Origin of the sequence: Isoptericola sp. NPDC060185 (assembly GCF_042728595.1) — a bacterium.
Lineage (GTDB): Bacteria > Actinomycetota > Actinomycetes > Actinomycetales > Cellulomonadaceae > Isoptericola.
Window position 1 is genome coordinate 21,466 of sequence record NZ_JBHWYY010000050.1, and the last position, 7,381, is coordinate 28,846.

At 72.8% G+C, this 7,381-nt stretch carries 9 protein-coding genes; 6 read left to right on the forward strand and 3 right to left on the reverse strand.

From position 1 onward, the window contains the following. The first annotated feature begins 22 nt into the window (after positions 1-22). A complete protein-coding gene (locus ACFWDO_RS15175) occupies positions 23-766 on the forward strand; it encodes an ABC transporter ATP-binding protein (RefSeq protein ID WP_380321441.1) in 744 nt (247 codons plus the stop codon). Further along, positions 763-1,485, forward strand: coding sequence for an ABC transporter permease (locus ACFWDO_RS15180; protein ID WP_380321438.1), 723 nt, complete (start codon positions 763-765; stop codon positions 1,483-1,485). Before ACFWDO_RS15175 ends, ACFWDO_RS15180 begins: the two co-directional genes overlap by 4 nt. 288 nt (positions 1,486-1,773) lie before the next feature. Here ACFWDO_RS15180 and ACFWDO_RS15185 read toward each other — a convergent pair whose 3' ends face one another. Both ACFWDO_RS15185 and ACFWDO_RS15190 read right to left on the reverse strand, forming a co-directional pair. Then, complete coding sequence (locus tag ACFWDO_RS15185) at positions 1,774-2,445, reverse strand: potassium channel family protein (protein ID WP_380321435.1); 672 nt, start codon at positions 2,443-2,445, stop codon at positions 1,774-1,776. 35 nt (positions 2,446-2,480) lie between these two features. Beyond that, positions 2,481-3,869 (reverse strand): TrkH family potassium uptake protein, encoded by a 1,389-nt coding sequence (locus ACFWDO_RS15190; RefSeq protein WP_380321432.1) that lies wholly within the window; start codon positions 3,867-3,869, stop codon positions 2,481-2,483. A 64-nt stretch (positions 3,870-3,933) separates the two neighbouring features. On the opposite strand from ACFWDO_RS15190, the gene ACFWDO_RS15195 reads away from it, so the two are divergent. Both ACFWDO_RS15195 and ACFWDO_RS15200 read left to right on the forward strand, forming a co-directional pair. Further along, a complete protein-coding gene (locus ACFWDO_RS15195; RefSeq protein WP_380321429.1) occupies positions 3,934-5,109 on the forward strand; it encodes an acetoin utilization protein AcuC in 1,176 nt (391 codons plus the stop codon). A gap of 182 nt (positions 5,110-5,291) precedes the next feature. Then, positions 5,292-5,390, forward strand: a complete 99-nt coding sequence (locus tag ACFWDO_RS15200; protein ID WP_003792170.1) for a 30S ribosomal protein bS22 — start codon at positions 5,292-5,294, stop codon at positions 5,388-5,390. Between the two features lie 113 nt (positions 5,391-5,503). On the opposite strand, the gene ACFWDO_RS15205 is transcribed toward ACFWDO_RS15200, so the two are convergent. Then, entirely contained in the window at positions 5,504-6,307 is an 804-nt protein-coding gene (locus tag ACFWDO_RS15205; protein WP_380327129.1) for an HAD family hydrolase, read from the reverse strand. Between the two features lie 41 nt (positions 6,308-6,348). On the opposite strand from ACFWDO_RS15205, the gene ACFWDO_RS15210 reads away from it, so the two are divergent. Both ACFWDO_RS15210 and ACFWDO_RS15215 read left to right on the forward strand, forming a co-directional pair. Continuing rightward, positions 6,349-6,618, forward strand: a complete 270-nt coding sequence (locus ACFWDO_RS15210) for a glutaredoxin family protein (RefSeq protein ID WP_380327132.1) — start codon at positions 6,349-6,351, stop codon at positions 6,616-6,618. 30 nt (positions 6,619-6,648) lie between these two features. After that, a complete protein-coding gene (locus ACFWDO_RS15215; protein WP_380327126.1) occupies positions 6,649-7,311 on the forward strand; it encodes a redox-sensing transcriptional repressor Rex in 663 nt (220 codons plus the stop codon). Positions 7,312-7,381 lie beyond the last annotated feature (70 nt).

The following is a 7,381-nucleotide window of genomic DNA, read 5'->3' on the forward strand; positions in this document are numbered from 1 at the left end:
CCGTGAGAGCACAATTCACCACATGGGGAATAACGACGCCGCGGTACGGGTCCGCGGACTGAGGATCGAGCGCGGCGGCCGGCCGATCATCGACGGCATGGACGTGTCCGTGCCCGCCGGGCAGGTGGTGGGCCTGCTGGGGCCGTCCGGCTCCGGCAAGACGACGCTGCTGCGCGCCGTCGTCGGCGTGCAGGCCCGGGTGTCCGGCGAGGTGGGCGTGCTGGGCGAGCCGGCCGGCTCGCCCGCGCTGCGCCGTCGCGTCGGCTACGTGACCCAGGCCGCCTCGGTCTACACGGACCTCACGGTGCTGCAGAACCTGCGCTACTTCGCCCGGCTCGCCGGGCTGCCCGCCCCGGGGGCTGAGGCGGCGGTGCGCCGCGCCGTCGCCGCCGTCGACCTGGGCGGGCACGAGAAGCAGCGCGTCGCCACCCTCTCCGGCGGGGAGAGGTCGCGCGTCTCGCTCGCCGCCGCCCTCGTCGGCGACCCGGAGCTCCTGGTGCTCGACGAGCCCACGGTCGGTCTCGACCCCGTGCTGCGCCGCGACCTGTGGGCGATGTTCCGCCGGCTCGCGGCCGAGGGGCGCACGCTGCTGGTCTCCAGCCACGTCATGGACGAGGCCACCCAGTGCGACCGGCTCCTGCTGCTGCGCGACGGCGCGCTCGTCGCCGACCTCACGCCCGCGGAGCTCCTCGCCCGCACCGGCGCCCCCGACGCCGAGCGCGCGTTCCTCGCGCTCATCGACCAGCAGGCCCAGGAGACCCGATGACGCTCACCCTCACCACCGCGAGCCGCGTCCTGGCGCAGCTGCGGTTCGACCGACGCACCGTGGCGCTGATCCTCGTGCTGCCGTGCCTGCTGCTCGGCCTCATCGCGTGGATGTTCGACGGCACTCCCGTGCTCGACCAGTTCGGCCCGATGCTCGTGGGCCTGTTCCCGCTCATCGTGATGTTCCTGGTCACGAGCGTCGCGACCCTGCGCGAGCGCCAGTCCGGCACGCTCGAGCGGCTCATGACGACCCCGCTGCGCAAGGGCGACTTCGTGGCCGGGTACGCCCTCGCGTTCGCGGGCCTCGCGCTGCTGCAGTCGCTGGTGGTGGTGGGCTTCGCCCTTCTCGTCGGGATGGACGTGCTCGGCCCGCTGTGGCTGGTGATCGTCGTCGCGATGCTCGACGCCGTCCTCGGCTGCTGCCTGGGGCTGGCCGCCTCCGCGCTGGCCCGCAGCGAGTTCCAGGCCGTGCAGATGATGCCCGCGGTGATCTTCCCGCAGCTCATCACCTGCGGCCTGCTCATGCCCCGCGACCAGATGCCCGAGGTGCTGGAGTGGCTCTCGCGGGTCTTCCCGCTCACCTATGCCGTCGAGGCGATGCAGACCCTCGCCGCCGGGGGCGAGTGGGGCGACGTGCAGGGCGCGGTCGGCGCGATCGCGCTGTTCATCGTCGGCGCCGTGGTGCTCGGCGTCGCCACGCTGCGCCGTCGGACGGCGTGACGGTCCTCACCGGGTGGTGGTGCCCGTGACAGCTCGCCAGCAGAGTACGAGGACGCATCGTGGCGGCGCGCGAATCTGTAGTGTAGAAGCTCGCGAATCTGTAGCGTAGCGACCCTCGGATCTGCACCACCCCGCGCGATCGCGACGTCCGGCACCTGCACTGGCTCGCCGAACGACCCGGGCCCGACGTCGTCGACTCGGTCGTGGTCACCACGGGGCGGGCGGCCTACCGGCGCCCCGACGGGATCGCCGTCGTGCCTCTCGCGCTGCTCGGTCCGTGACGGCGCGTCACGGGCGGGCGGAGAACCGCTCCAGCAGGTCGGCGTGGCCGGAGCAGACGAGCAGGTCGTTGGCGCTCACGCGGGTCTCGGGGGTCGCGTACGTGAACTCGACTCCGGGCGACTTCACGCCGATGACGGTGACGCCGTAGCGCTTGCGGATGTCCGACTGCGCCAGCGTGAAGCCCTGCATCTCCTTCGGCGGGCGCATCTTGACGATGGTGAAGCCGTCCTCGACCTCGATGTAGTCGAGCATCTTGCCGCTCACCAGGTGGGCGACGCGGGAGCCGGCGTCGGCCTCCGGGTAGACGACGTGGTGCGCGCCGATGCGGGTGAGGATGCGGCCGTGCTCGGCCGAGATCGCCTTGGACCAGATCTGCGGGGTGCCGAGGTCCACGAGGTTGGCGGTGATGAGCACGGAGGCCTCGAGCTCGGTGCCCACGCCGACGACCGCGACGCCGAAGTCCTTGGCGCCGAGCTGGACCAGGGCCTCGGACTCGGAGGCGTCGGCCTCGACCAGCGGGAGCCGCCCGGACCACTGGGCCACCAGCTTCTCGTCGCGCTCGACGGCGAGCACGTCCTGGCCCAGCCGGTCGAGCGTCGTCGCGAGCGAGGACCCGAAGCGGCCGAGGCCGATCACGAGCACGCCCGCGTCGCGCGCGGGAGCCTTCTTGTCCGCCACGGTTCTCCTCTGTCAGAAGGGTCGTCGGTAGGAGGTCACCCGATGATCGGGCGTTCCTCCGGGAAGCGTACGATGCGGCGCCGGTCGCGCAGCGCCAGGGCGCCCAGCAGCGAGATGACGCCGACACGGCCGACGAACATCAGCGCGCACAGCAGGTACTTCGCGGCGTCGGGCAGGCCGGCGGTGACGCCGGTCGACAGGCCCACGGTGGCGTACGCGGAGATGACCTCGAACAGCGCCTCCGACAGGCGCAGGTCGGTGAGGCGCAGCAGCGCCAGGCACGACACGAGGACGGCTGTGGCGCCCACGAAGACCACGGCGATCGACAGGCGCAGGGTGTCGCGGGGGATGCGGCGGCCGAACACCTCGGTGTCGGCGTCGCCGCGGGCCTCGGCGACGATCGCGAGCAGCATCACGGCGAACGTCGTGACCTTGATGCCGCCGGCGGTGGACGCGGAGCCGCCGCCCACGAACATCAGGGCGTCGGTGAGCAGCCAGGTCTCCTGCGACATCTCGTGCACGGGCACGGAGCTGAACCCCGCTGAGCGCGGCATCACCGAGGCGAACACGGACGACAGGATCTTGGTGGAGAAGCTCTGGCCGCCGAAGGTCGCGGGGTTGTTCCACTCCATCGCGCCGATGAGGATCGCGCCGCACACGAGCAGGGCGAGGCTGGTGGTGATCGTCAGCTTGGAGTGCAGCGAGAGCGACCGGACCCAGTGCTTGCCTCGGCGACGGTTGGTGAGGACGTTGAGGATGACCGGGAAGCCGAGCGAGCCGATGAACACGCCCAGGGCGATCGGCACCAGCACGAACCAGTCGGAGGCGAACGGGAGGAGGCCGTCCGGCGTGGGCACGAACCCGGCGTTGTTGAACGAGGAGATGCCGTAGAAGAGGGCGTGCCACGCCGCGGTGCCCGCCTGGTCGCCCAGGGCGAGGAAGCGGGGGAAGAGCAGCAGCGACAGGCACAGCTCGATGGACGTGGCGGTGATGATGATGGTGCGCAGCAGGGCGCCGACCTCGCCGAGGCGTTCGGTCTTCGTCTCCGAGGCCGTCAGCAGCTTCTGCGTGAGCCCCAGCCGGCGCGAGACGGCGAGGCCGAGCAGCGACGCCAGCGTCATCACGCCCAGGCCGCCCACCTTGATGCCGACGAGGATGACGACGTGCCCGAACTCCGACCAGTAGGTGGCGGTGTCCTGCACGACCAGGCCGGTGACGCAGACCGCCGACGTCGCGGTGAACAGCGCGTCGACCACGGACGCGCCCTTGCCGGACGTCGTCGCCCACGGGGTGAGGAGCAGCAGCCAGATCACGGTGATGACGGCTGCGAACACCGTCATGGCGAGCCTCGCGGGGTACTCCCGGGCGGCGCGGTTGGCCCACCCGCGCAGCGACAGCCCGCGACCGCCCCACGTCCTCGGCACGCTGTCCCCTCTCGCCCTTCAGTCGCTGGGCACAGCCTGCCACGCCGTCGGCTACCGTGACGGGATGCGCGTCGCCCGGCTGCTGTGGAGCCCTGAGCTCCTGCGCTACGACTTCGGCCCCGGGCACCCGATGGCGCCCGCCCGACTCGACCTGACCATGCGGCTCGTGGCGGAGCTCGGCCTCCTCGACGAGCCCACCCTCGAGCTGGCGGACGTCGAGCCGGCCCCCGACGAGGTGATCGAGTCGGTGCACGACGCCGCCTACGTCGCGGCCGTGCGCCGCGCGGCGGAGACGGGCGCTCCGGACCTCGCGCGCGGCCTCGGCACCGAGGACGACCCGGTCTTCCCGGCGATGCACGAGGCGGGTGCCCGGCTCGTGGCCGCGTCGGTGGACGCCGCGGAGTCGGTGTGGTCCGGGCACGTGCAGCACGGCGTGAACATCGCGGGCGGCATGCACCATGCGCAGCGCGGCGCCGCGTCCGGGTTCTGCATCTACAACGACGCCGCGGCGGCCGTGCGGCGGCTCCTCGACCGGGGCGCGGAGCGCGTGGCGTACGTCGACCTGGACGCCCATCACGGCGACGGCGTCGAGGCGATCTTCTGGGACGACCCACGAGTCCTGACCGTGTCGGTGCACCAGGACGGGCACACCCTGTTCCCCGGCACCGGCAACGCGGGCGACACGGGCGGCACCGCGGCGCAGGGCACGGCGGTGAACGTCGCGCTGCCGCCGCGCACGGACGGCGCGCACTGGCTGCGGGCCGTGGACGCCGTCGTGCCGGCGATGGTCCGCGAGTTCCGGCCGCAGGCGATCGTCTCGCAGCACGGCTGCGACGCGCACGGCAACGACCCGCTCACCGACCTGGACGTGGGCGTGGCGGCGCAGCGCACCGCCGCGCGGTGGGTGCACGAGCTCGCGCACGAGCTGGCCGACGGCCGCTGGGTGGCGCTCGGCGGTGGTGGGTACGCGGTGGTCGACGTCGTGCCGCTGGTGTGGGCGAGCCTCGTCGCGGAGGCCGCGCACGCGCCCCTGCCCGCATTCCTCCAGCTGCCCGACTCCTGGCGCCGCGAGGTGGAGGAGCTCTCCGGGCTCGACCCGGCCGAGCGCCTCGCCGGCGGCGAGGGGGCCTGGCGTCCCTGGGGCGAGGGGTACGACCCGGCCGACGACGTCGACCGTGCGATCCTCGCGACACGCAAGCAGGTGTTCCCCACGTGGGGGCTGGACCCCTACCGGGACTGAGCCGGGACCGAGCCGGGACTGAGCCGGGACCGAGTCGGGACCGAGCCGGGGCGCGGTCCGGCGGGCGCCCGCCATCGGGTACTCTGGGGGACGGACTTTTCCGCGTTGGTCGGCTGCTCCTGGAGACAGGAGCTCCTGGGACCAACCGTGTTCCACCGACCGACAAGCATTGTGAGGACCTCATGGGCTCCGTCATCAAGAAGCGCCGCAAGCGCATGGCGAAGAAGAAGCACCGCAAGCTGCTGCGGAAGACGCGTCACCAGCGTCGCAACAAGAAGTGATCTCGTCCGCCGGCTGAACCCGGCGGGCAGGGAGCACGAACGGGCCCGGTACCTCCACGGAGGTACCGGGCCCGTTCGCACGTCCGGACGGTGCTCGCCCGAGGGCGAGACGGTCAGCGGCCGCGCAGCCGCTTCTGGATGCTGCGCAGCGCCAGGCCGGCCACCCAGGCGGCGCCGGCCCACGACGCGGTCTTCATGCCCCGGCCCGCGACGCGGCGCCCGCGCCCGCGGAACTCGCGGATGGGCCAGCCCACCTCCTTGGCGTGCCGGCGCAGCCGCGTGTCGGGGTTGATGGGGCACGGGTGCCCGACGGTGCGCATCATCGGCAGGTCGTTGAGCGAGTCGCCGTACGCGTACGAGGCGGACAGGTCGATGCCCTCGCGCTCGGCGAGCTCGCGCACCGCGGCGCCCTTCGCCTCGCCGTGCATGAGGTCGCCCACGAGGCGGCCCGTGTAGAACCCGCCGGAGTGCTCCGCGATGGTGCCGAGGCAGCCGGTCGCACCGAGCCGGCGCGCGATGAGGCCGCCGATCTCCACGGGGGTCGCGGTCACGAGCCACACCTGGTCGCCGGCGGCGAGGTGCTCGTCGAGCAGCCGCTTGGTGCCGGGGAAGATGCGCAGCTCGAGGACGGTGTCGTACACGTCCTCGCCCACGGCGGTGATCTCCGCCACGGACCGGCCGGCGATGAGCGACAGCGCACGGCTGCGCACCGACTCGATCTGCGTGCGCGACTCCCCGAAGACCAGGTACTTCGCCTGGATGAGCGCGAACCGCACCAGGTCGCGGGTCCCGAAGAACCGGCGCTGGTAGAGGGCGCGTGCCAGGTGGAACGCGCTGGCGCCGCGGATGATCGTGTTGTCGACGTCGAAGAACGCTGCGGCGCGCACCGGCGTGGACGACTCGGCGGGCGACGGCATGCGGTCCACTGTATCGGCGCGGCTAGGCTTGGCCGGTGAGCATGCCGCAGGGATCCGCAGGTGAACCCCGGGTGCTGCTGTACACGAGGCAGGGCTGCCACCTGTGCGAGGAGGCTCGGGCGGTGGTCGCGGACGTGTGCGAGGCAGCGGGGGAGGCATGGCGCGAGATCGACATCGAGGTCGACGACGCGCCGGGCGGTGATCTGGTGGGAAGGTACGGGGACTACGTGCCCGTCGTCGAGGTGGACGGCGTGCAGCAGGGCTTCTGGCGGGTGGACGGCGCGCGGCTCGCGCGCCGGCTGGCGCGCTGAGCCCGGGGAGGACGACGGGGTGATCCAGCAGTGATCGAGCTCGGTGAGGCGACGGTGCCGGCCGCGACGGTGGCGAGGCTGCCGTACTACCTGCGCGCCCTGCGCGACCTGGCGGAGGCGGGCGTGACGACGACGTCGTCGTCGGAGCTGGCCGAACGGTCCGGGGTGGGGTCGGCGCAGCTGCGCAAGGACCTGTCGTACCTGGGGTCGTTCGGCACGCGCGGCGTGGGCTACGACGTCCAGTCGCTGGCGCAGTACATCGCCTCCGCGCTGGGCCTGGGGTCCGAGCACCGCCTGGCGATCGTCGGCATCGGCAACCTGGGGCACGCCCTGGCGAACTACTCGGGGTACGCGGCGCGCGGCTTCCAGGTGGTGGCCCTGCTGGACGCCGACCCGCAGGTCGTGGGCCGCACGGCGGCGGGTCTGGCGATCGAGCACGTCGACCGGCTCGAGGAGGTGCTGGCGGGCACGGGCGTGTCGATGGTGGTGCTGGCCACCCCCGGTCCGGTGGCGCAGCCGATCGCCGAGCGTGTCGTCGCCTGCGGGGTGCGCGAGATCCTGTCGTTCGCGCCCGTGGCGCTGCAGCTGCCCGACGACGTCGTCGTGCGCTCGGTCGACGTGGCGGGCGAGCTCCAGATCCTCGCGTTCCACGCCGCCGCCCGCGCCGCGACCAACGGCACCACCGCGAGGTAGTCCCGGAATCGCCGAGGTAGTTCGAGAATCGCCGAGGTAGTTCGAAGGGGCGGCCCGCAGAAGTGCGGAC